General features: G+C 68.4%; 22 protein-coding genes and 1 pseudogene. 6 read left to right on the forward strand and 17 right to left on the reverse strand.

Going from position 1 to position 21,923, the window contains the following annotated elements:
* Positions 1 to 37 precede the first annotated feature (37 nt).
* On the forward strand, positions 38 to 961 hold the full coding sequence (locus tag ACFV57_RS34415) for an LLM class F420-dependent oxidoreductase (RefSeq protein ID WP_385240300.1): 924 nt from the start codon (positions 38 to 40) through the stop codon (positions 959 to 961).
* Between the two features lie 146 nt (positions 962 to 1,107).
* Here ACFV57_RS34415 and ACFV57_RS34420 read toward each other — a convergent pair whose 3' ends face one another.
* Together ACFV57_RS34420 and ACFV57_RS34425 are read right to left on the reverse strand one after the other, a co-directional pair.
* Positions 1,108 to 2,349 carry a PP2C family protein-serine/threonine phosphatase gene (locus ACFV57_RS34420; protein ID WP_385240303.1) on the reverse strand — a complete coding sequence of 414 codons (1,242 nt, stop codon included), beginning with the start codon at positions 2,347 to 2,349 and terminating at the stop codon, positions 1,108 to 1,110.
* A gap of 130 nt (positions 2,350 to 2,479) precedes the next feature.
* Positions 2,480 to 3,037, reverse strand: coding sequence for a quercetin 2,3-dioxygenase (locus ACFV57_RS34425; protein WP_385240306.1), 558 nt, complete (start codon positions 3,035 to 3,037; stop codon positions 2,480 to 2,482).
* A 123-nt stretch (positions 3,038 to 3,160) separates the two neighbouring features.
* On the opposite strand from ACFV57_RS34425, the gene ACFV57_RS34430 reads away from it, so the two are divergent.
* Both ACFV57_RS34430 and ACFV57_RS34435 read left to right on the forward strand, forming a co-directional pair.
* Complete coding sequence (locus tag ACFV57_RS34430) at positions 3,161 to 3,592, forward strand: MarR family winged helix-turn-helix transcriptional regulator (RefSeq protein ID WP_385240309.1); 432 nt, start codon at positions 3,161 to 3,163, stop codon at positions 3,590 to 3,592.
* A 539-nt stretch (positions 3,593 to 4,131) separates the two neighbouring features.
* Entirely contained in the window at positions 4,132 to 4,572 is a 441-nt protein-coding gene (locus ACFV57_RS34435; protein ID WP_385240312.1) for a hypothetical protein, read from the forward strand.
* A 245-nt stretch (positions 4,573 to 4,817) separates the two neighbouring features.
* Here ACFV57_RS34435 and ACFV57_RS34440 read toward each other — a convergent pair whose 3' ends face one another.
* Complete coding sequence (locus ACFV57_RS34440; RefSeq protein WP_385240315.1) at positions 4,818 to 5,060, reverse strand: hypothetical protein; 243 nt, start codon at positions 5,058 to 5,060, stop codon at positions 4,818 to 4,820.
* 80 nt (positions 5,061 to 5,140) lie between these two features.
* Here ACFV57_RS34440 and ACFV57_RS34445 point away from each other — a divergent pair, with 80 nt between their 5' ends.
* Both ACFV57_RS34445 and ACFV57_RS34450 read left to right on the forward strand, forming a co-directional pair.
* Positions 5,141 to 5,935, forward strand: coding sequence for an SDR family oxidoreductase (locus ACFV57_RS34445; protein WP_385240318.1), 795 nt, complete (start codon positions 5,141 to 5,143; stop codon positions 5,933 to 5,935).
* Positions 5,936 to 5,991: 56 nt separating this feature from the next.
* Positions 5,992 to 6,800 (forward strand): annotated as a pseudogene (locus ACFV57_RS34450) (IS5 family transposase); the annotation flags it as partial.
* 353 nt (positions 6,801 to 7,153) lie between these two features.
* Here ACFV57_RS34450 and ACFV57_RS34455 read toward each other — a convergent pair.
* From ACFV57_RS34455 to ACFV57_RS34475, 5 genes are all read right to left on the reverse strand, one after another.
* Complete coding sequence (locus ACFV57_RS34455; RefSeq protein ID WP_385240321.1) at positions 7,154 to 7,303, reverse strand: hypothetical protein; 150 nt, start codon at positions 7,301 to 7,303, stop codon at positions 7,154 to 7,156.
* Positions 7,304 to 7,616: 313 nt separating this feature from the next.
* Entirely contained in the window at positions 7,617 to 8,072 is a 456-nt protein-coding gene (locus tag ACFV57_RS34460) for a DUF6099 family protein (RefSeq protein WP_385240324.1), read from the reverse strand.
* Positions 8,073 to 8,205: 133 nt separating this feature from the next.
* Positions 8,206 to 8,559 carry a nucleotide pyrophosphohydrolase gene (locus ACFV57_RS34465; protein WP_385240327.1) on the reverse strand — a complete coding sequence of 118 codons (354 nt, stop codon included), beginning with the start codon at positions 8,557 to 8,559 and terminating at the stop codon, positions 8,206 to 8,208.
* Positions 8,556 to 10,094, reverse strand: coding sequence for a biotin transporter BioY (locus ACFV57_RS34470; protein ID WP_385240330.1), 1,539 nt, complete (start codon positions 10,092 to 10,094; stop codon positions 8,556 to 8,558). Before ACFV57_RS34470 ends, ACFV57_RS34465 begins: the two co-directional genes overlap by 4 nt.
* A gap of 54 nt (positions 10,095 to 10,148) precedes the next feature.
* On the reverse strand, positions 10,149 to 10,538 hold the full coding sequence (locus tag ACFV57_RS34475; RefSeq protein ID WP_385240332.1) for a cell division protein SepF: 390 nt from the start codon (positions 10,536 to 10,538) through the stop codon (positions 10,149 to 10,151).
* A gap of 223 nt (positions 10,539 to 10,761) precedes the next feature.
* Here ACFV57_RS34475 and ACFV57_RS34480 point away from each other — a divergent pair, with 223 nt between their 5' ends.
* Positions 10,762 to 11,922: a magnesium and cobalt transport protein CorA gene (locus ACFV57_RS34480; protein ID WP_385240335.1), complete on the forward strand. Its 1,161-nt coding sequence runs from the start codon at positions 10,762 to 10,764 to the stop codon at positions 11,920 to 11,922.
* A 305-nt stretch (positions 11,923 to 12,227) separates the two neighbouring features.
* On the opposite strand, the gene ACFV57_RS34485 is transcribed toward ACFV57_RS34480, so the two are convergent.
* The 9 genes from ACFV57_RS34485 to ACFV57_RS34525 form a co-directional block, all read right to left on the reverse strand.
* Complete coding sequence (locus ACFV57_RS34485) at positions 12,228 to 12,533, reverse strand: hypothetical protein (protein WP_385240338.1); 306 nt, start codon at positions 12,531 to 12,533, stop codon at positions 12,228 to 12,230.
* 453 nt (positions 12,534 to 12,986) lie between these two features.
* Positions 12,987 to 13,577, reverse strand: a complete 591-nt coding sequence (gene folE / locus ACFV57_RS34490) for a GTP cyclohydrolase I (RefSeq protein ID WP_385240341.1) — start codon at positions 13,575 to 13,577, stop codon at positions 12,987 to 12,989.
* On the reverse strand, positions 13,577 to 14,311 hold the full coding sequence (locus ACFV57_RS34495; RefSeq protein ID WP_385240344.1) for a 7-carboxy-7-deazaguanine synthase QueE: 735 nt from the start codon (positions 14,309 to 14,311) through the stop codon (positions 13,577 to 13,579). Before ACFV57_RS34495 ends, folE begins: the two co-directional genes overlap by 1 nt.
* Positions 14,312 to 14,321: 10 nt before the next feature.
* The gene (locus ACFV57_RS34500) at positions 14,322 to 14,687 is read right to left on the reverse strand and encodes a 6-pyruvoyl tetrahydropterin synthase family protein (RefSeq protein WP_385240346.1); all 366 of its coding nucleotides are present in this window, start codon (positions 14,685 to 14,687) and stop codon (positions 14,322 to 14,324) included.
* Between the two features lie 102 nt (positions 14,688 to 14,789).
* Positions 14,790 to 15,464: a 7-cyano-7-deazaguanine synthase gene (locus tag ACFV57_RS34505; protein WP_030680613.1), complete on the reverse strand. Its 675-nt coding sequence runs from the start codon at positions 15,462 to 15,464 to the stop codon at positions 14,790 to 14,792.
* Between the two features lie 156 nt (positions 15,465 to 15,620).
* Positions 15,621 to 16,871 carry an ATP-grasp domain-containing protein gene (locus tag ACFV57_RS34510; RefSeq protein WP_385240349.1) on the reverse strand — a complete coding sequence of 417 codons (1,251 nt, stop codon included), beginning with the start codon at positions 16,869 to 16,871 and terminating at the stop codon, positions 15,621 to 15,623.
* Positions 16,872 to 17,356: 485 nt separating this feature from the next.
* Positions 17,357 to 18,628 carry an MFS transporter gene (locus tag ACFV57_RS34515; RefSeq protein ID WP_385240352.1) on the reverse strand — a complete coding sequence of 424 codons (1,272 nt, stop codon included), beginning with the start codon at positions 18,626 to 18,628 and terminating at the stop codon, positions 17,357 to 17,359.
* A 71-nt stretch (positions 18,629 to 18,699) separates the two neighbouring features.
* Entirely contained in the window at positions 18,700 to 19,434 is a 735-nt protein-coding gene (locus ACFV57_RS34520) for an XRE family transcriptional regulator (protein ID WP_385240355.1), read from the reverse strand.
* 532 nt (positions 19,435 to 19,966) lie between these two features.
* Positions 19,967 to 21,295 (reverse strand): Rieske 2Fe-2S domain-containing protein, encoded by a 1,329-nt coding sequence (locus ACFV57_RS34525; RefSeq protein ID WP_385240358.1) that lies wholly within the window; start codon positions 21,293 to 21,295, stop codon positions 19,967 to 19,969.
* Positions 21,296 to 21,923: the final 628 nt, after the last annotated feature.

Here is a 21,923-nt window from a genome sequence, read left to right on the forward strand (position 1 = left end):
GGCAGGCCCCCGGCGCGCACAGGGCAAGATGGACGGCATGGAACTCCGGATCTTCACCGAGCCCCAGCAGGGGGCCACCTACGACACCCTTCTCCGCGTCGCACGAGCCGCCGAAGACCTGAACTACGGCGCCTTCTTCCGCTCCGACCACTACCTGCACATGGGCAACACCGACGGGCTGCCCGGCCCGACGGACGCCTGGATCACCCTGGCCGGCCTGGCCCGGGAGACCACCAGCATCCGCCTCGGCACCCTGATGACCGCCGGTACCTTCCGCCTCCCCGGCGTGCTGGCCATCCAGGTCGCCCAGGTCGACCAGATGTCGGGCGGCCGGATCGACTTCGGCCTGGGCTCCGGCTGGTACGAGGACGAGCACAAGGCGTACGGCATCCCCTTCCCCAAGGAGAAGTTCGGCCGTCTGGAGGAACAGCTGGCCATCATCACCGGACTGTGGAAGACGCCCGCCGGCGAACGCTTCGGCTTCGACGGGAAGTTCTACCAGCTGGCGGACTCGCCCGCGCTGCCGAAGCCGGCCCAGCCGAAGGTGCCGGTCCTCATCGGCGGGCACGGCGCCAAGCGCACCCCCGCCCTCGCCGCCGAGTACGCGGACGAGTTCAACATCCCCTTCGCCTCGTTGGACGACACCGAGCAGCAGTTCAAGCGGGTACGGGCGGCAGCCGAGCAGCGCGGCCGCGACGCCGACGACCTCGTCTACTCCAACGCCCTGGTCGCCTGCGTCGGCAGGAACGACGCGGAGGTCAAGCGCCGCGCGGACGCCATCGGCCGCGAGGTCGACGAGCTGAAGGCCAACGGCCTGGCCGGCTCCCCCGCCGAGGTCGTCGAACGCCTCGGCCGCTTCGCAGCCGTCGGCTCCCGGCGGACCTACCTGCAGATGCTCGACCTGACCGACCTCGACCAGATGGAGCTGATCGCTTCGGAGGTCATGCCGCAGGTGGCCTGAGGGGCCGTTCGGGGCCTGGGGGCGGGCCGGAGTCCTGGAGGCGCCGGGTGGGGGCCGCCTCGTTGGGGGTGCCTCGTTGGGGGTGCCTCGTCGGGCGGGGCGCCTCGTTGGGCGGGGCGCCGGGGGCGGGCGCCCGGCCCACGCCGTCACGCGGCGGGAATCTCCCCGCCCGGCCCCCACGGCCCCGGGAGCCACTCCACCAGCAGCAGCGTGGCGTCGTCGCGCAGCTCGTTGCCCTGGTCGTCGACGATGAAGTGGATCAGGCGGCGCAGCGTCTCGAAGGCCAGCTCGCCGCCCGCCGTGGCCCGGATGATCGTGTCCGTGAAACGGTCCAGCCCGAACAGCGCGCCGCGGGAGTCCCGCGCCTCGGTCACACCGTCCGTGTAGAGCAGCACCCGGTCGCCCGGCTCCAGGTCCGCGACGTGGACGGTACGCGGTTCGGGGCTCAGCGCTCCGGGCAGGCCCAGCGGCAGCTGACCGGGCCGCTCCAGCGCGCGGTCGAGGACGGCGTGCCGCCGGATGAGCAGCGGCGGCGGGTGGCCGCAGTTGACCCAGCGCAGCCGGCCGTCGCTGAGGTCGAGCTGCAGGAAGACGCCGGTCGCGAACCGGTCGGGCAGCCACTGGCACAGCGCCTGGTCGACGGTCTCCGCCGTCTCGCGCAGGTCCGCGCCGGCGCGCCGCCCGCTGCGGCAGCCGGCCAGGGCGACGGAGGTGGCCAGTCCGGCGGCCAGGTCGTGGCCCATGGAGTCGATGATGGCGGCGTGCAGCGTGCTCCGCGTCATGGAGTGGTCGAACGCGTCGCCCCCCAGCTCGTACGCCGGTTCCAGCACCGCGGTGGACACCGCCTGCTCGTTGCCGATCGTGCGCGGCGGCAGGAAGGCCCGCACCATTTCCGCGGGCAGCTGCATCGGCTGCGTACGGGCCTGCCGTACGAACGTGTCGCTGTAGGCCCGTTTCGAGGTGATGATGGGCGCCAGCAGCGCCGCCAGCGTACGGCAGCGCCGCAGCCGCTCACCGTCCAGCGAGTCGGTGCGCGCTTCCAGCACGCCAAGCCGTTCCACCCCGTCGACCAGCGGCAGCCAGACCCGGATGCCGCCCTCCGGGGCGTCCACGTCCTCCACCCGCATGGCCAGCGTGCGGTACGTCCATCCGGCGAGGGAGGAGTCCACGGACAGCGCATGCCGCCCCACGCCCAACGGGCACAGCTGCCGCTGCTGGATGTCGACCAGATAGATGCCGACGTGGCGCAGGCCGAGGGCAGCGGCGTGCCGGTTCACCAGGTCGGGCAGGTCCGTCGGTGCCGCGCGCTGGGCCTGCTCCAGCAGCGCTTCGAGCATCCCGTGGCCCTCGGCTCCCGGGTAGGCATCCGCAAAGGCTTCCCCGGCCATCGTGATCACCTCCTACCGCAGTCTCGCACCGCGCCCGCACCCCCGCCGTCCGGGCGATCCTCCGGCACCCGTCATTCCCCCGACCGGGTTGCGGACGTCCCCGGGCGCCTGCTGCGGAGCCGTCGGCCGTTCACCGCGTACGCCACTCATGACCGGGCAGGAAGCGCACGTCGTACCGCTCCGGAACCGTCTCGAACTTCCCGCTGTCCGGGACGACGGGCTCCCGCGGCAGACCGAGCTGCTCGGTGGGGACGCCGAGGTTCTCGAAGAACCGCTCGAAGGTGCCGCCGGGGCCCGCGGCGACGCCGACGATCTGGCTGTGGTGCCGCTCCATGCGGTAGGCGTGCGGGCAGTTCATGGGGACGAAGCCGAAGTCTCCCGGGGTCAGCAGCTTCTCCTGCTGGTCCCCCTCGGTGTCCTCGACGAACAGCCGGACGGCGCCCTGGGTGACGTAGAAGACCTCGTATGTGTCGGTGTGCAGATGGGCCGGGATGAGATCCCCTTTGGGGCCCTCGCAGGTGAAGAAGTTGAAGGCGTTCCCGGTCTGCTCGCCCCCGGCGTAGACGGTGATCAGATCGCCGAACAGCTGGGCGCGGTCCCCTTCACCCTTCTCGATGAAGTACGGCCGGCCCGGCTCCGCGGGTATCCGCGAGGAGCGGCGGTACCGCGTGGCGTACTCGATAGTCACGAATCCTCCTACAGCAACCCCAAAACGTCAGGCACCCTGACGAGGTAAATGTCAGGTACCCTGACACACTCCACCGGCAACCGCAACCCACTCCCACCCCATCGCCCCTCCCCTGAGGTCCCCGTGCACCCACCCCATCGCCACCTCCCCCAACTGCTCGGCGACGCCCGGCGCTGGTTCGAGGACTCCCTCCTGGCAGCCATGAACGCGTCCGGCGGCCACCCGGTGACCTCGACCCAGGTCCAACTGTTCGCGGTACTGGACGCGGAGGGCACCACGATCGCCACCCTGGCCCGGCGCATGGGCGTGACCCGGCAGACCGCCCACCAGGCCGTACACGCCCTCGTAGCGGCCGGTCTCCTGGAACAGACCCCCGACCCCACCTCGGCCCGCCAACGACTGATCCGCCGCACCCCACAAGGCGAACAGGCCCACCAACAGGCCGAACGCCTCCTCGAAGACCTGGAACACCAACTCGCCGAACGCATCGGCCCCGAGTCGGTCAGCTCCCTACGCAAGATCCTGGAGCTTCCGTGGGGACCACTCCCGTCCTAGAACACAACAAAACCCACACCAACCGAAACTGACATCGACACCGAGGGCGAGGCTGGGGCCGAGGCCAAAGCCGACGCCGTAGCCGGCGCCGTTTCAGCCCTCGGGATCGTTTTCCCAGCCACCTCTCGGCCGTCACCACCACTGATATCGAACGCGACCGCAACCCCTGGCGCGCACTTGCTCCCAGCCCCATTCGGACAGCAACGCAACACGACGATCTCGACTGCCCTTATCCAGGACCGCGCACAGGACGCCCCCACCCAAACCAGGCTCTACCTACGGGCCGGCTCCAAAAAAGCCAAATGCCAGGCGGAAGAAATACCCATACGACGATCATCCGACCGCACCGCCCGCCTCCGGCCTTCCGAACCACCCACCCCAGCACGCAACCACCCCCACAACCTCCCCCTCCCCACGTCACCTCACTCCAGCCACCCCGCCTCACCCTTTCGGCTCAACCAGTCCCATTTTCGCACCCCTTCTTGTGGCGACGCGTTGATCGGTTAGTCGGAGTTAGGACTTACTGAAAGAGGTATGACGTGCCCTGCCCCACCACCCGTACGGCCGCGATCTCCACCACAGTGCTGACCCTGGCCAGCGCCCTCACCGTCACCGCGGCTTCCGCACTCGACCAACGCGAACACCCCATCGCTCCCAAGCACCTCCACGCGGCGGCCTATTACGGATCATTCGACGTTCTGGCACGCCAAACCAGCGGCCTGCGAGCGAAGTTCACCGAAGCCGACGGCACCCCGGTGGGAGGCCTGCCGGTCAAGTTCACCGTCGCCGGCGAAAAGGCCTTCCTCTGCGAGGCCACCACAGACACCCACGGTTTCGCCGAGTGCCAAAACTCCCCCCTGCCCCCGCTCCCCGCCTCCGCCGTCAAACTGCTCACCGGCGGCTACGACGCCACCTTCGACGGCAGCCCCCGCTACACCCCCGCCTCCGCCCACAATTCCGTCGACGTAGACATGCACTGACCGCCCGAACCACCCTCCACACCCACACCCTCGCGCCCCAACTCCATTCGTCGCCCCCTGGTCCTGGCAACCCCACCCCACCTAAATCCCAGGACCACCTCATCAACCACCACAACCCTCCACCACCGAGCGCCGACACACCCCCTCAACTCCGCGAGCAATACCGCCCCCCCAATTCCCCTCAACACCGGCCGCGCGCTTCCAACCAACCAGGACGCGCCTTAGGCCTGTTGTGAAAGTGCTGGTCACAGCCACTCGTTGCGGACTGCGGCCAGCACGGTCGCCTCGTAGCGGACCGGGAGCTTGTCATACCTCGTGGCTACAGCCCGGTGCCGCTTGAGGCGGTTGATCCCGCACTCGACCGCGTGCCGCTGCTTGTAGTCGTCCTTGTCGAACTTGGGCGGCCGTCCCCCTCGCGATCCGCGCTTGAGGCGGTTGCGGACGCGATCCGTCGGGACCCTGATCCGCTTGCTTGGAGTGCGCTCCAAGGCCATAGCGTTGAGACAGCTGAACCGAACACCCAACGCGTCGACGCATCACCCCGCACAACCAACTGGAAAGGCGGCAAGTGGCAGACAACCAATTCACCACGCATGCAGAACTTTTCGATCTGTGTGGAAAGCGCGCGCTCGTCACCGGTGGCACCCGAGGCATCGGAATGATGATCGCGCGTGGCCTTCTCCAGGCGGGCGTCCGCGTAGTCATCAGCTCACGCAACGCGGAAGCGTGCGCTCAGGCGCAGGAACAGCTGTCCAAATTCGGTGAGGTGCGGGCCATCCCCGCCGACCTGTCCCGCCACGACGAGTGCCGGCGACTGTCCGATCTCGTCACCGCCGACTCGGAGCGTCTCGACATCCTCGTCAACAACGCGGGCGCCATGTGGGACGAGCCGCTGGCGACGTTCCCGGACGCGGCCTGGGACACGGTCGTCGACCTCAACCTGAAGTCGCCGTTCTGGCTGGTCCAGGCGCTGCTGCCCGCACTTCGCAGGGCGGGCACCGCCGACGATCCCGCGCGGATCATCAACATCGGCAGCATCGCCGCCATCCACATCCCCCAGCGGCCCAACTACTCGTACTCCAGCAGCAAGGCCGCACTGCATCAACTCACCAGAGTGCTCGCCAAGGAACTAGGACCGCAGCACGTCACCGTGAACGCCGTGGCGCCGGGACCGTTCCCGTCGACGATGATGGCTGCGACCCTCGATGAGTTCGGCGAGGCGATCGCGGCGTCGGCCCCACTGCGCCGGATCGGCCGCGACGATGACATGGCGGGTGTCGCCGTGTTCCTCGCCAGCCGGGCAGGCGCATATCTGACAGGCGCCGTGATCCCCGTCGACGGCGGCATCGCCACAACCGCGTAGGCCGCCTATGGCCTGTCGGCGCGAAAGCTGATCTCGATCGTTGATGATCAGGTCCTGTGGGACGTGGGGATCTGACGAACAGCCAGTGGGCCCGACTTGAGTCGCTGTTGTCACGGGGCATCAAGTCGGGCCGTCCGCCGGTATAGACGCGGCGGCAGCTCATAGACGGCATACGGTGGCGGACCCGGACGGGTGCTCCCCGGCGTGACGTGCCGGAACGCTACGGGCCGTGGCCACCGGGTCTATGACCTGTTCCGGCGCTGGCAGCGCGATGGCGCCTGGGCCCGGGGCGTCACTCACCTGCAGGCCGAGGCGGATACCAAGGGCCTGATCACCTGGGACGTGAACATCGGCTCCACGGTCTGCCGGGCCCACCAGCACGCGGCTGGGGCGGCGAACAGGAGGATCTCCAGAAGGAACCGCCCGGCGGGATCACCGTCGAGCCGGCCGACCACGGGCTCGGACGCTCCCGGGGCGGCCTGACCGGCAAGATCCGCCCGCCGTCGAGCAGGGTCAGAAGCCGCTATCGGTGGTGATCGCCGCCGGACAGCGGGGGCATTCGCCTCAGTTCGATTCGGTCCTGGAAGCGATCTGGGTGCGCCGGCCCGGAGTCGGCAGGCCGCGCAAACGGCCGGACCGGGCCCGGGCCGACAAGGCGTACGACTCCCGCAGCAATCGCGCCTACCTGCGCAGACGCAGGACCATGGCCACGATCCCGGTCCCGACGGATCGCGTCCGCAACCGCCTCAAGCGCGGCTCGCGAGGCGGACGGCCGCCCAAGTTCGACAAGGACGACTACAAGCAGCGGCACGCGGTCGAGTGCGGGATCAACCGCCTCAAGCGGCACCGGGCTGTAGCCACGAGGTAGGACAAGCTCCCGGTCCGCTACGAGGCGACCGTGCTGGCCGCAGTCCGCAACGAGCGGCTGTGACCAGCACTTTCACAACAGACCCCAGCCCCCTCCCACCCTGCGGCCACTGGCCTCCTCTCCCTCCCCCCCCCGCCCGCCCCACCTCCGCCCCTCCTCAAACCCCCACCAAGCACAGCCCCCACCTAAGTCCCCCCACCTAAGCCCCGCCCGAACCCAGCCCGGCACCCGCGCCCACCTCCGGCCCGCCCCGGAGGGCCCGCCCCGGAGGGCATGCGCCGGACTCGGCAATCCCCCAGCAGGACGGCATCCCCAGCCGCCACCCGCCACCCGCCACCCACCTACAACCCTCACCCACAACCCACGCCCAGCCCCGCCCCAGCCACATCCGAGCCGCCCCGAACCACCCCGCCACCATCACGGGGCACCGCCGCCACCACCACCGCCACCACCGCCACCATCACGGGCACCGACGCCTCCACCTCCACCTCCACCACCAAACGCACTCCTCCCCAGTTGCAGCCCCATCCCAAGAGCAGCCCCCTCACGCACCCAAGCCCAGCCCGCACCCCTCCCAACACCACCCGCCCCACCTCACCCCAGCCAACCAACCGCCCAATCGCCCCACCTCGCCCAACCACCCAGCCACCCGAGCAACCAACCCACCCACCACCTCACCACCCGGCCACCCGGCCACCCGCGACCAACCAAACCCCGTCTGCCCAACCGCCCCACCCTCTCCTCAGCCCACCACCATCCGCCATCAGCGGCGCGCCGGAACTCCTGGGGGAGCTCGCGCCGGAGCGTGCGCCCTCAGGCGGGGTCGCGGTCCCGTACGGCGAGGTACTTCAGTATTCCGGTCACCCGGTCCCGGGACTCGTCGGCGACGTCCATCGCCTCTACGCAGGTCCAGTACATCCCTTCCTCGTCCGCCGCGCAGACCACGCCCACCAGCGCCTCGCACACCTCGCCGAGCAGCCAGGACAGCCCGCGCAGTGCCGCCTGGGTGTCCCGTACCTCGGACAGCTGGGCCGCGCGTGGCCCACCGATCCTCGGCGCCGGGATCAGCAGCGCCGCACTCGTCCTCCCTCCCGCGTCGCCCAGTCCCCGCGCCCGGGACCGCACTTCATGCGGCCCGGATATCGCGAGGTGACTGCCCACCGCCTCAGCCAGAGCCTGTGCCTGCCACGCCTCGACGACGATCTCCTGGACCGTCCGCGCCTGTGCCAGACCGCGCCGACTGGCCGCGATGATGCGCACCGCGTCCATCCGCGCCCCCTCCCTCAGACCACTGTCAGCTTCGCCGCACCTACCTGCCACTACCCAGCGTGAACTTGAAAGGCCAAAAAGGCCAGAGGAATTCGCAAATCTGTGGACAACCAAGACGATGTGGAAAGATCCTTCACTCCATAGAGTGACGATTGGCTCGTTCGACCCCCTTCGCGGGAAATCGTGTCTCGTTGCGTTCGATCTTCGCAGCCAGCGCCTGCAGCACATCGATGCCCAGGACCTCGCAGAACTGCAGCAGGTACGCCAGCACGTCGGCGACCTCGTCCTCGACCCGCCCGGCGGCTGCCGCGTCGCTCATGACCTTCGCCGACTCCTCCGGCGTCAACCATTGGAAGATCTCGACCAGTTCGGAGGCTTCGACGCTGAGCGCCGCCGCCAGATTCTTGGGGGTGTGGTACTGCTGCCAGTCGCGGGCCGCGGCAAACTCGGCGAGCCGCTGCTGCAATGCATGGAGATCTTCACTCATACTCCTAGGTGTAGCACCCTCACCTCGGGCAACCCCTCGGCGGCCGACGCGTCCCGCACCGTCCCGAGCAGCCGGATGTGGCCGCGGCCCACCATCCGCACGGCGAGCTCCAGCAGCGCCCGCGACTGCCGACCGTCGAGGCACCGGTCCAAACCGTCCGCCATCAGCCCCAGCACCTGACGGGCGGACAGCACCTCACCCGCCGGATCCATCTCCAGGACCTCCGGGCCCGTCAGGAGCACCAGCGCGAGCGCGACGTAACGGAGCTCACCGTCCCCGAGCTGTTCCAGCGGCATCGCCGGCAGCGCGCCGCGCTCGACCAGCGCCTGTATGCCGACGGTTCCCCCACGTTCCACAGGTTCCGCCCGCAGCCCCTCGACCGGCCCTACGCAGCCGGCGCGTACCGCTTCGACCAGGACCGTGTGCCGGCGCGCGCATTCCCGGCTCGTCCGTCCCAGTACGGCGGGGAGGTTGTCGCAGGCCGTACGCAGCCGCCCGTCCCCGGCGGACCAACCCCAGTGACCGCCGAAGGTACCGCCGTCGTCCGCCATCCCATCACCACCGGATGCACCTGCGAAGCCACCCGACAGCCCAGCCTCGGCCCGCACGCGGGAACCTGAAGCATCGACAGGCGCACCAGCCCCACCAGACCCGCCAGCCATGTCGCCCCCGCCTCCACCTCCACCCCCGTCGGCCTCACCGGACCCATCGGGCGCACCGGCCCCAACACCACTGATGACGCTGGTCACACCCCCGCCGCCGCTGCCGCTACTGCCACCACTCCCACCCCCGGAACCGCCGGCACCAGAACGGCCGGCCCCACGCCCGGCCCCGGACACCCCCCCGCCCCCGGGCGCGGCCCCGGACACGCCCCCAGGCCGGGCCCAGCCTTCGCCCCCCGGCCCGGCCCCCCGCATCACCTCCGGCCGCGGATCGCACGCGAACACCGACCGCAGCGCCACCACCACCTGCTCCGCCGCCGCGAGCACGAGTCGCTGACCGGCCGTCTTGCCCGCGACCCGCAACGGCAGCAGAGCCGTCCCCAGCCGGTCGTCGGGCAGCGGCGCGCGCGTCACCGGTGTCGAACCGGCCGTGTACCAGGCCGCCTGTACCGCACGCCGGGCAGGGTCCGTCAGGGCCGTCGACAGCAGCGTCTCGCCGCCGCCCGTCAGCCGTTCGCCGACGATGCGCAACTCCGGCTCGGCCTGTACGGCGACGTCGAGCCGGACCGGACCGACCGGTCCGTCGACCGTGCAGCCGATCCGGAACCCGCGTCTCCCCTGGCTGTCGGGCCGCGCCCACACCGGTACGCACCCGGCCGCACCCCCCGGTGCCACCGCGACGGCCCGCCCGAGCCGGGCACCGCTGCCGAGCCGGGCGAGGATCTCGTACGCCTGGAGCACGCTGGACTTCCCACTGCCGCTGGCGCCGGTCAGGAGTGTCAACGGGCCCAGCGGGAAGGTCGCGCCGCGATGCGACTTGAAGGCGGACAGGCGTAATTCGGTGACCGCCGGGCGCACACTTTCTGTGTCCATACGAGGACGCTAGGCAACCGGCGAAAGCAAAACCGTTACGGCTGCAACGCCTTCCTACGATCGGGGTACGAGACCGGCGGGCGGCTCGGCGACCTCGGTGCCGACGGGCGCGAGCAGGAAGACGTTGGTGTCGACCCGGTGCATCCCGCTGGCGAGCCCGAAGACGACGCCGCTGGAGAAGTCCAGGATGCGTTTGGCCACGTCGGCGTCGGCGCTGCTGAGGTCGAGCAGGACCGGGATCTGCGCCATCAGGTACTCGGCGACCTCACGCGCGTCGGCGAAGGTCTGCACCCGGATGACGACGAACCGCCGTATCTCCTCGCCCGGTTCCTCCTCGGGCAGGGCACGGTGATCGGGCCACGAGGGCCATTCACTGCCGCTGCGAAGGGGAACGACCTCGGCGAGCCCTTCCCACTGTTCGTCGGTGGCGTCGGGCCCGTTCACCGAATCACCTCTCCCGGAGGGGCACTGGACAACTTCGCTATCTGCATCGCGCAATTGTAGGGATAAACATATATGTCTCTTCGGGTGCGACACACGGATGGCGTCACCTGGCTCCTCCATCCTGCACCATGGCCGCTGACCAGTGCCGACACCCTGGGCATATATCCTGCGTCGAGTTCCCGTGTTCCTGTTCACTCCATCTGTTACGTAGGTCGGTCCCGCCATGAGCGATGATCCCCCCGGCCGCGGGCTGCGTGCCCTGCGCGGACTGCGCAAGCCCGCGAAGAAGCGGCCCGGCGCCGCAGCCTCGCCCGCCGACGCCCCGGGCGACCCGCAGGCGCCGGACCCCGGCCCCGCGCCCGTCGGCAGTGTCATCAACGCCACGCTTTACCGCGACGGCCATCGCCTCAGTACCCACGAAACTCTCGCCGACACCTTCCGGCACCTTCGTACCACGGCCGGTTCCATGGCCTGGATCGGCCTGCACCGGCCGTCGTCCTCCGAATTGGTCACCCTGGCTTCGGAATTCGACCTTCACCCGTTGGCCGTGGAAGACGCGCTGGAGGCCCATCAACGGCCGAAACTGGAACGTTACGGTGACACCCTCTTCGTCGTCCTGCGCGCGGCGCGCTACCTCGACGATCCCGAGGAGGTCGACTTCGGCGAGCTGCACGTCTTCGTCGGCCCCGATTTCGTGATCACCGTACGGCACGGCGGCGCCCCCGACCTGCCCGCCGTACGCCGCCGCATGGAAGGCACCCCGGAACTCCTCACACGCGGCCCCGAGGCGGTCCTCTACGCGATCCTCGACGCCGTCGTGGACGATTACGCGCCGGTCGTCGCCGGCGTACAGAACGACATCGACGAGATCGAGACAGAGGTCTTCGGCGGCGATCCGCGCGTTTCCCGCCGCATCTACGAACTCTCCCGCGAAGTGGTCGAATTCCAGCGCGCGACCCGCCCCCTGAACAGCATGCTGGAAAGCCTGACCGCGGGCTTCGAGAAGTACGGCATCGACGAGGAACTGCGCCGCTATCTCCGCGACGTGGCCGACCACGCCACCCACACCACCGAACGCGTCGACGGCTTCCGCCAGGCCCTCCAGGACATCCTCACCGTCAACGCGACCCTCGTGAACCAGCAGCAGAACGCCGAGATGCGAGCCCTCGCGGAAGCCGGCTTCGAACAGAACGAGGAGATCAAGAAAATCTCGTCGTGGGCGGCCATCCTCTTCGCCCCCACCCTGGTCGGCACCATCTACGGCATGAACTTCGATCGCATGCCGGAGTTGCACTGGGTGCTCGGCTACCCCTTCGCTATCGTCCTGATGGCGGTCGTATGTACTGGTTTGTACGTCATCTTCAAGCGCCGGGATTGGCTCTGAGTAATCGGCGTCAGCACAAGCGCGCTGCGGGTCGAACGCCGCAGCAGGGTGCGCGCGGCGCGCCCCCTTCAGGCCGCTGGGGAGAATGAGCTCGGCCGGTCTCCGGCCGAGACAGCCGTGGATCGCCACTCACCAGATCACATCCAGCCCGGCGACGAGCGCCCTACGTCACCAAGAGTGATGACCGAACCGGAAGAACAGCATGAGGGAGCGGGTGCAGCGAAAGCTGCACCCGCACTTGTCTTGATGGCCCCATTGAAGCGAAGCCGTCTGGTTGACTACGCAGCTACGGCCACTTGGTTGAGTCACACATCAACGGACTTGCGCCCCTTGCCTCCGGCCTCGGGCATGAAGTGGGCGTAATGGCTCAGCGTGATGGTAGGGCTCGAACAACCGAGCCAACGTGCCAGCGTGACCACGGACTCACCGGCTTCGAGAATAATCGAGGCATAGGTATGCCGAAGGACGTGGAAGCCGTCCTTCCGGGAAAACTGCCACCGTCCGCCCTTTTCCCGCATGGGGATAACACCGGCCGCAGCCAGAGTTGGCTTCCAGACCTCGACGTTGAAGATGTCGGCGCGTACAGCGCTACCGTAGGTCGTGGTCAACATCAGGGGGAACGCCTTCGCCTCCCGCTCGGGCTCGGGGCCCTTCCCAGGGCAACTCGATGTGGAGACCCCTCGGCGTCCGTGCAACGCGGCAACCGCACCCACCCGCGCCCCGCCGAACCCGCTCCACCGAAGGCCCGCGCTGAGCGCCCCGGCCTTCGGCGGAGCGGTAGCCCTCGACTCGGAGGCCGCCGACCGCACGGGATGTCACGTGTTTCTCTCGTCCGGGAACCTCATTGTCGAACTGGTCGCTGACGGTTGGCCCGAGGCCGGCGCAGAGGACCTCACCGAGGCGGTCGGGCCCAGCTGCCGGGGCATGAACAGCCACCTGCCCGACGGAGCACCGGCCGCGCTGGGCCGCCCGCCCCCGAGCCGGCCAGGCGTCGGCGGCCACAGGAGGCCGCCCCGTACGCGCGGGGACCGCGCCCCCGGCCATCGCCCCGCGGCCGACCGCGGTTACTTCACCCCGAGCTGGGCGAAGAGTTCCGCCCGGGCACGCTCCGACTGGTCGAACACCCCACGGAAAATGGATGACGACATCGTCGAAGACGTACGGATACCGCGCATGGTCATGCAGAGATGTTCGCCCCGCCCCATCACGGCCAAGTCATTTGTCCCGGTGATGTCGGAGATCTCGTCTGCGATGTCGACCACGAGTCGTTCCTGTACCTGCAATTTGTGTGCGTGCTTGTGCGCGATACGGGCGAACTTCGAGAGTCCGAGCAGTACCCCGCCGGACTTGTAGGCCACAGTCAGGTCACAGCTGAACGGAAGCAAGTGGTGTTCGCACAACGACCAGACGGTCATGCCCGAGACCATGACCGTCTGGCCCAGGGTACTGCTCTCGAACAGGGTATCCACCTTTCCGGCGTCGTACTCCACGAACTCCTTCCACCATTTGGCATAACGTCGCGGAGTCTCGCGGAGTCCTTCGCGGGTGGGGTCCTCCCCGATTTCGATCAGAATCTGCCGGGCCAGCTCTTCGAGCCGGGCGGCGTCGACGGATACGTCGACCGCTTCCTGCCTTTCCCAGGCGGCTTTCACCATCACACACCCCTGCGGTTCCCCCACGCCTGCACATGGATACGGGTCGACATGTTCCACCGCCGGGCGACGACGGCGTCGGCGAGCGACGACATATGGCGGGTCAGCGTCTCCTGGTCCTGTCCCTCCGGCATGATCCAGACGGATTCCAGGCCGTGGCGCGCGACAATGGCGTCGACCTCTTCGAGATCAGCCGGGCCACGGCAGACGAACTTGAAAGCCGCGCCACCGGTGGCGCTCAGGGCCCGCAACGCGACCGGTACCACCGTCCGTTCCGGCCCCATGCCGCTGTGCCGCAATTTGGGCGAGACGTTGAAGCGGGCTTGCGTCGCCGTCAATGCGGGCGATGGCGCGATGGTCCCGTTGGTTTCGATCTCGACGGATACCCCACTCTCCTTCAGCATGTGACTCAGGAGCGTCACGGTCTGCTGCTGCTGGAGTGGTTCACCACCGGAGATGACGACCAGCCGGACATCCATGGCCCTGAGCCGGTCCGCCACATCGGCGACGTGCATCGCGTGCAATTCGGCCTTCGGATCGTACGCCGTGCCCTCGTTGCTCTGCCCGGTCCAGTCCCAGGTGTACGGCGTATCGCACCAGGTACAGGTCAGATTGCAGCCGCCGAGCCGGACGAAGGAACAGACGCGCCCCATGGAGGGGCCCTCGCCCTGAATCGTCGGGCCGAAGATTTCATTGACGACGATCTTCCGGCCGCGTGGTGTCTCCTGCCGGCTCATCGCACCGTTCTTACTTCCCACGGTAGGTGGCCCAGGTCCGGGGCGTTTCCGATACCCGTACACAGCTCAGTTCCGGCAGCCGTTCGACCCACTGGTGATAGACCCACCAGGCCAGATTCTCTGCGGACGGGTTCATTCCGGGGACGGCGTCGTTGAGGTGTCGATGGTCGAAGGTCGCGTCGAGCCAGTTCTTGAACTCGTCGAGTTCCCCGTAGTCGCGTACGAAACCGGGCTCGGTGAGTTCCGTGTCGTCGCAGCGGAGTTCGAGAACCACCAGGTAGTTGTGGCCGTGCGTTCTGGCGCACTGGTGTCCGGCCGGCAGGGCGCCGAGCTGGTGGCTTGCGGAGAAGTGAAATTCCTTGGTGATCGCATACATGGGTGCAGCTCCGTCCGTTCTGGTGTCTCGATACTCGTCAGGCCGTTTCAGCCGGCCTGGGCTCGGCTTCTCCTGGTCTTCTCGGTTCGCCGGAAGCGGAGTTCACCTCTGATATCGGGTCGGGTCGGTGAGGTCCGCTTCGGCGAACGCGTTGCGGCGGTCGTGGCAGGACGCGCAGCTTCCGCAGTGGAACCGCTCGCCCTTGAAGCACGTCCAAGTCTCGCGCCAGTCGACGCCGAGCTCCGTGCCCAGGAGCAGAACGTCGGCCTTGCGCAGGGTGAGCAGCGGGGCGGTCACACGGGGTGGTGGATCAGCGAGCCCTTCCAGGGCTCGGGCTTCCATCGCGTTGAACGCCGTCAGAAACGCGGGCGAGGTGTCCGGCGCGGTGGCCGCGTCCTCGGCGAGGAACCCGAGACACATTTCCTGCGCTCCGGCCAGTACGGCATGGGCGTAGGCGACCGTCATGAAGACCGGGTTGCGGTTCGGGACGACATTGACGCTTCCGGTACGGGTGTAATGCTCGTCGGGGACCGTGACGTCGGCGTCCGTCAGGGAGAAGCCACGCATCAGCCGGGAATAGCCGCCGAGATCGGCGACGGTCAGGTCGATGTTCAGCTTTCCGGCGGCCCGTCCCGCGTACTCCAGTTCCTTGCGGTGGCGCTGGCCGTAGTCGATCGCGATGGCGGATACTTCTCTTCCCTCGGCCTTGCAGGCGTGGGCGAGCACGACGGAGTCGATGCCGCCGGACAGGACGACCAGCGTCTTGGCCGACGTCATCGGCCTTTCCCTTTCCGTTCGTGTCCGTACGTCGCTCTTTCCCGCGGGGGTGTCTTCCGCAGGCCGAGCAGCGTGGGCAGGGCGCACCGCCGCGGAGCAACCTGGTTGCTCGCGGTCACCCCGGGGCGGGGCCCGGTGAGGATGTCGCTGCGGAAGTCAAGCATCAGAAGGCCCGCCCGCTTCCCGGTCGATATCGAGTTGTACGAGATCGCGCAAGCGGTGCATTCGCTCACGGACTTGGGCCACGGTGTCACCGGACACCCACGCGCCCAGCGGGATATTGGTCGTACTGTCCGTGGTGGGGACCCAGTCACCGGGGGCATAGGCGACCAGTACCTTTTCGACACCCGGGCCCGCGGAGAACGCGTCCAGCCCTTTGATCTCCCGCAGGACTCCCGGGGCGCCCTCGTTGCGAACGGCGATCGCGCCGAAGACCGCGTCGAACGCGATGTGCTGCCCCAGCGCTTCCGGGCGCCGGGCGGTACGGCAGTCGATATCGGCGTAGTAGGGGTTGAAGTCGCTGTGCGCCAGCCACATCTCCGTGACGGGACCGCCGGCCAGGCGTGCGGCGACCTCGATCAGGTATACGCCGTCCGCGTTGCACTTCACCTCGGTGTGCCCGGGGCCGATACGTACGCCGAAGACATCCAGAACCTCGTGCGTAAAGGCGGCCACCCGGTCCCAGTCCGGGTCCTCGCGGTTGATCTGGACGTTGTTCCAGTAGGGGAAGTCGTAGTCCGAGTCGTCGGGCTGGGAGTAGAACCACATGTCGATGATCTGGTGCTGCCCGTCGTAACTCATGGTGTTCACCGCGATCTCCCGGCCGCGGATGTACTGTTCCACCAGCCACTTCCGGACCGGTTCACGGAAGTGGTCGAACTTCACCAGGCGGTCCAGGCCGGCCAGCGCCGCATCGTCGGCAAGCAGCACCGCGCCGTGGGACCCGCCCCCATAGGTGTGTTTCACGATGGCGGGGAAGCCGACCTCGTGCGCGGCGGCGGGGATGTCCGCGATCGATGTGACCAACCGGTACCGGGGGATGCGCAGCCCCGCCTGTCCGGCCACCCGGCGCATCGCGTCCTTGTGGTTCCTGGCATGGGCCAGTTCGACGCAGTTGCCGGGGAGGCGGAGCGTGTGGGCCAGACGGTCGGCGAGGTCGACGGACGCATCGCTGCCGGAAAGCACCGCGCGGATGTCGTCCCGGTACGGCTCCAGTTCATTCAGCATCCCATCGAGGTCCCGGCTGTAGAGGGAGACATCGTCACCATCGGCATGGCGTGGCCAGCGTTCTTCCAGCAACTCCTTGCTGAAGGAGTAGAGTGAAATGAGCCGGTGTCCTCTGGCCTGGACCGCCCGTTTGTAATGGAGGCCGAACTTCACCGGGTTGAGGACGACGATGCTGGACATGGGGAGTCAACCTCCGTCGTTTCGAACAGCGATGACAAGACACCGGAGCCCCGGGCGTGCAAGCTCCGCGGGGCAGTGGGACGCTCGTTACGTCATCCGGCGGTCGCCGCGCCCGGGCGGGCGTGCGCAGCGGGCTGTGAGGCAGCAGGTGGCGAGCCCCATCGGGCCGGGGCGCACCGCACGCGGTTTCTTCCGGGTGGCAAGTGTGGGAGGCGAGGACGGGATGCCGTCCGACGGTGCGAACGGGTCCGCGCTGTTACCGACGCACCTACCGCGCCCGCGCACAGGTTTCCTGGAGAGCGATAAAACAGAACTCTCTGTATTTATCGTTCCCCGCCTTTCTCCACCTTATTAGTCCCATTTATCGGGTCAGTGGAGGGCGGTTTTTCTGCAGCCGTTCATGAGGTCGGGGAGTTCGCGGCGCGCACGCACGAACACACCGCCGGCGCCTCGTGGCCCACCCCGCGGACACCGGAGCTGCGCTATCAGCCGCGCGTGGCACCGGAGCCGTTCGCGTCGGCCGTCAGCGGCTCCGCACGCGTCCGCGCGCCCCAGCCGAACACCGCGGCCAGCAGAGCCACCGCGGGCACCACGAGCAGTGCCGTCCCGCTTCCCCGGACGGCTGCGAAATGCGCGAAGACCGCGGCGCCGACCGCACCCCCGGCCAGATCGAGGCTGCTGAGCCAAGACATCGTCTCGGTCATCCGGCCGGGCGGCGCGAGATCGCCGCCGATCGTCCGCAGCGTCCCGAACGTGGAACCGATGGCCAGCCCGGCCACCGGGCAGAGCAGCAGCACCATCTCCGGGGACAGCCGCGTGCCCAGGCACAGCACTCCCGTACCGAGGACGAAGACGATCAGGAGGACGAATGCCTTCGGTCCACGGGCCAGCAGGTCGGGTACGGCCCCCAGACCGAAGCTCCCCACCACGCTGCCGACGGACAGTGCGCCGAGGTAGAGACCGGTGTACGCGCCGGCGTCGTGCTCCTTGGCATACAGCGGCAGGAGCACGTCGACGGCGGTCACGGCGGTCACGAACAGTCCGCTCGCGGCCAGCAGCCGCCGCAAAGGGGGTGCGGCCAGCGGCCCCAGCCAGTGCTTCCCGGCGCCGGCGGCGGAGCGCGGCGCGGCCGTGGCGTCCACCAGCAGGAGGAGGACCGAAAGCGCCGTCAGCGTCGCGGTGACGAAGAACGGGGCGACGGGCGACACCGACAGGCTCAGCCAGCCGGCCAGCACCGGGCCGGTGATCAGCGCGGCACCCATCATGGACGAATCCAGGGCCATGGCCGTCGTCAGCGTCGCCCCCTCGCCCGCCGAATACCACACCGAGCGCATCATGACCGCGACCGGCGGGGCAGTGGCCCCCAGACCGACCGCGGTGATCAGGATCACCGGCACGGGCCCCCCGTTCCGCACCATGAACAGCAGCAGCGCGGTCATCGTCAGATAGGCGGTCAGGCAGCCCAGCAGGACCGGACGTGGCGCGTACCGGTCGATCAGCCGTCCGCGCAGCGGCGCCGTCACCCCCTGCCCGATCGCCGAACCGCTCACCATCAGGCCCGCGGTGCCGTACGAGTAGTCCCGGCCGACCAACAGCAGCAGGCTCAACGTGACCATGCTGGGCGGGAGTTTGGAGATCATTCCGACGAGCGCGTTCCTCCAGAAGCCCGGGACCGCCATCAGGTCCCGGTAACTGGAGAGCAGACGCCGTGGGGCACGGCCGTCCGGGGCGGCGGACACTTCCGGAGCAGCAGACATCGACTCGATCCCTGGTACGGAGGGGAGACGGACAGCCACCACGTTCGGGAGTGATGGCCCGCAACGACGGTTCAGCGGGGGGCGGAAAGTATCGCGCGGAGATTCTCCGCGGCTCGGGCCGGCGCGTCACGCGGGGGCCGGCTGTCGCAACACGGCGGCCTGGCTATCCGTCCGGCCACCGACGTGGCCGAGTCGCAGACGCCACTCGCCGGACGGGCCGGACCTCCCGCGCAGGGTGTGAAGATCAGGATGATGAGGCGGGTGCCTGGTGAGGTGGTGGGCTGCGCCATGCACATCTTGACCCAGCCCGGACCGCTCCGCGCATGCTGCAGCGGACGCCTGTCCTCGTCCGGGTGGACGGCCACACCGGCGGTCTCGTAGAGGGGTGCCGCGCAGGGATCCGTCAGCACGGCCGCCTCGAACCGGCGCAGCGTGTTGTCGTCGGGGCGGGCGGCCAGATCGGCCCGCAGGAGGGGCAGGAGGTGCGGTGCCCAGGTGGTGGCCCAGTCGGTGAGCAGGGGCCGACCGTCGAAGAGTATCCACTGCATCGTATTGGTGGGGCGTTTCCCGTACGGAAAAATATCGGTGAAGGGCTGATTATGGGCAAGAATGTTCCATGACGCGTCAATGACACAGGCGGCGTGGGTCATTCCGGCGACAGCCTCCTGCCACACCTGGGGCACCTCCTGCCCGGACTGCGGCGTGAGGGGCCTGGGCGGGTCGCCGATGCCGGCGTAGCGGCACAGGGCCACCCATTCCACCTCGGAAAGCCGCAGCAGCAGGGCGAGGTCCCGCAGAAAGTCCACGGGCGGATTCCGGTACTTGCCGGACTCCAGACGCTGATAGGTCCCCCAGCCCCGGTTGAGCAGGAGATCGACCTGGTGCTGGGCGAGACCGGGGGCACGTCGGCCCTTTCCCCTGGGCCGCGTGAGGCCATGGGATTCCGGCGCTACTGAGGCTCGCCGCTCCGTGAGGAGCGACCGCAGTGCCTCCGCATTCATCTCCGTCCTCTCGTGATGCCGCTCTCCGGAGACACGTGACGCGGAGCGACCTCGAAGCGGCGTCAGTGGTTCCGGACAGCCCGATGTACTCACATCAATCAACTCCCCGACGGGGCGTGTCGTTCGAACCCCCCATGAGTCGCGCCGACGGAGAGACCACGGCGATACAGCCATGCACCCGCCTGTTGGGATCCTCGCTGTCATCATCTCCTCCGACGGCCGCTCAGCCCGGGTAGTGAGGGTGCCCTTTCGCCGGCCGAGTCACTGTGGTGAATGGTCCGGGTGAGTGACTCGGGCAGCTGAATGGTCCGTATGAGTGACGCCTGCACGAAAGGCGTCACACGCTGCCGGCAGGTGCCTTCCGTACGACGCCCGCGATCTCGTCGTACTCCTTCTGGAGGTGGCTCGGCCGCCCGGCCTGCACCGTCCAGAATCCGCCGATCCCGAGGAGCCCGTTCTTCTTGCGGGCAGCGAGTTTCTTCTCGAAAACCTCGCGCGGTACCCCTTGTGTGTAGCGGGCCTTGCCGAGGAGGGGCAGTTGAATGCTGACATTGGCCGCGGGGTCGCGCACCGTGCCCGGCGGGTCCTCCCCCTGCGCCACTTTCCGCATCGCTTCGAAGTACCTCCGCCGTAGCAGGGTGATGCCTTTGTCGCCGCGCCCCAGCTGCTCGACGGTCCGGTCCGCGAACGTTCCCTGACCGATCCACGCGGCGAAATCCTGGTTCCCGGTGTGCGACGTGATGATGTCACCGGTCGCCGGGTCGGTGAGCGGGCCGTACCAGTACGGAATCGCGCCGGCATCCTGCCGGCCGGGCGGTACGTCGTCGGGGAGCACGGAGTACTGCCAGGTGAAATTGAGGGTGCGCCGTTCGTCCACCGGCACCCGGAACTCGATGGTGTTCCCGGAAGCGAGGGTGTAGGGCCACAGGCTGAGGATCCCGCCGTCGGTCACGTCGTTCGTGCTCGAGTAGGAACCTGTCGGGCGGACTTCGGGGACTTCCACCACCCGCCCGTTGACGAAACCGTGCTCGAATTCCAGGAAGTCGATCGACAGGTGCCGGGGTACATACGTGGGGGATTCCGGGTCGCTGCGTACGGCGTTCCCGTTCTGGTGCAGCCACTCGAAATGGACGGGGTCCATGCTGTTCTCGTGGCACTGGAACCAGTTGCACGGGAGTTCCGTCATGATGATCTCGACGAAGCCGTGCTCCCAGGTGAACGGCTCGAAGTCGGGCAGCAGCGGCGCGGGGGCGGGGCCGAGATAGGCCCAGATCAGCCCGCCGAGCGTGGTGGTGGAGTACGCGGTGACACCGACTTTGCCGCGGAATCCGCCGGACGGGCCCGCCTCTTCGAACGGCTGGCTCGTGCAACGGCCTTCGGAGTCGAATCCCCACCCGTGGTATGCGCACCGCATCACGTCACCGTCCACCCAGCCGATACCGAGGTCGGTGCCCCGGTGCGGGCAGCGCCGGGAAATCAGGCCGTGGCTGCCGTCCGGCTTGCGGAACAGGACGAGGTCCTCTCCCAGCAGCCGTACGGGTTTGACGCGACGCTGGGTCAGCTCCAGGACCGGCGCCACCGGATGCCAATATCTGCGCAGCAGTTCACCCATTCGCGTACCGCGTTCGACCTGGGAAAGGATGCGGTTCTTGTCCGCTGAGAGCATGGGTACTCCTTCGCTCACGACGTGCACGGAGTGGGGGCACCAGCCGGGCACCCGCCCTGTCAAGGCGACACCGTCGGACCCCGGAAGGAGAAGAAGAGCCGACGCGCAAGAGTGGGCACAGCCCCGAAGCGCTGCCGCTCGGCCTCGATATCGGAACACGCGGTACCTGGCTTGGTGGACTTGAGTGAGCACCTGTCGACCCGTACGGCGCGGCTTCGGTGGTGCGACGGCGGGAGGCACCGCGGCGTTGATGCGGCGGGTGTGGTGTGACGGTTGCCGGCGGAGGAACGGTTGTCGAAGCAGTGGAATGGTGCGCCTGGCAGGCATTGAAGTATCGGCCCCTGTTCGTTCGTCATCTTCACTCGGTCCGGGCGGTGTTGTCCACGTGCATCTTTTACACCGAAGAAGTGACGGTCGAATTCGTCTTGCGCGTTCCGTGCGGGGTGTGCTGCTGCCATCTGCCCCCAACGGTGGGCGCAGATGCGTTTCTCCGGCGAAGGGCGGCGCGCTTCCTCGGTTCACCCGTCAACTCTGCCGGGAAGAGAACCCGAACCAAATAGTGTGGGTGCCCATTCGGCGTAAAACGCAGGGGTGGTTAACGGCCGCCGGTCACGTGATGATGTGAGTG

Origin of the sequence: Streptomyces sp. NPDC059788, assembly GCF_042732265.1 — a bacterium.
GTDB lineage: Bacteria > Actinomycetota > Actinomycetes > Streptomycetales > Streptomycetaceae > Streptomyces.